The sequence below is a fragment of the Streptomyces sp. T39 genome, assembly GCF_008042045.1.
Classification (GTDB): domain Bacteria; phylum Actinomycetota; class Actinomycetes; order Streptomycetales; family Streptomycetaceae; genus Streptomyces.
Genome location: NZ_RDBP01000262.1, coordinates 1 through 861 on the forward strand (window position 1 = coordinate 1; position 861 = coordinate 861).

Annotated in this window: 1 protein-coding gene; it reads left to right on the forward strand. The window is 73.1% G+C overall.

Annotated features, from left to right (window positions below; translation table 11 throughout):
• Positions 1–406: 406 nt before the first annotated feature.
• Positions 407–763, forward strand: a complete 357-nt coding sequence (locus tag EAO77_RS37925; protein WP_147992804.1) for a holin — start codon at positions 407–409, stop codon at positions 761–763.
• Positions 764–861: the final 98 nt, after the last annotated feature.

The window sequence follows — 861 nt, forward strand, 5'->3', positions numbered from 1 at the left end:
CCCCTCCCCTCCCCCGCTCCCGGCACCCCGCTGGAGGGCGTTGTTGTCGCAGGTCAGCCCAACAACAACGCCAACAACAGCGACCCGGGCGCCCCCGGAGAGGGGTTGTCGATCACCCAGGACACCAGCAACCCCCACCGCTGGAACGTCGGTGTCCGACCCCGCGCGTAGCCTCCGAGGCGTCCGTATCCACGCTCATGGCTGCGCGCGGCACACGGAGGACCACGGCCCCTCACCGCCCCCGTCGGTGAGGCGCTGCGCCGTGTAGTTGCATCGCGAACGATCACCGTGCATCCTGGAGGCGCTTTCGGCGTGCCCAGACACAGAAGCCCTACACCCTCCCGTGTGGGGCTTTTCGCATGCCCGCCGCACCCCCGCCCGCCCCCGCGCCGAGAGGGGAACCAGCGTGGCCCGACGCCGAGCACTCACCGTCTGCTCCCGCCCCGGCTGCCCCAACCTCACCCAGTCCGGCCGCTGCCCGTCCTGCCGGCAGGACGCCGAGCAGCAGCGCGGCACCGCACGCCAGCGCGGCTACGACACCGAGCACGAACAGCGCTTCCGCCGCGCCGTCCTCGCCCGCGACCCCGTCTGCGTCATCTGCCACGCCGCACCGTCCGTCCACGCCGACCACCACCCCATCGACCGGCGCACCCTCACCGCGAACGGACACGACCCCAACGACCCGGCCCACGGCCGCGGCACCTGCGCCCCGTGCCACTCCGCCGAGACCGCACGCCACCAACCCGGAGGCTGGAACCGATGACCGTGCAACTGCGGCTGACCGCCGCCGAGATCGACGCGCACCGCCCCGCGCTCCTCACCTGGGTCAAGGCCAACGGCATCGACCCGCGGACCATGAGC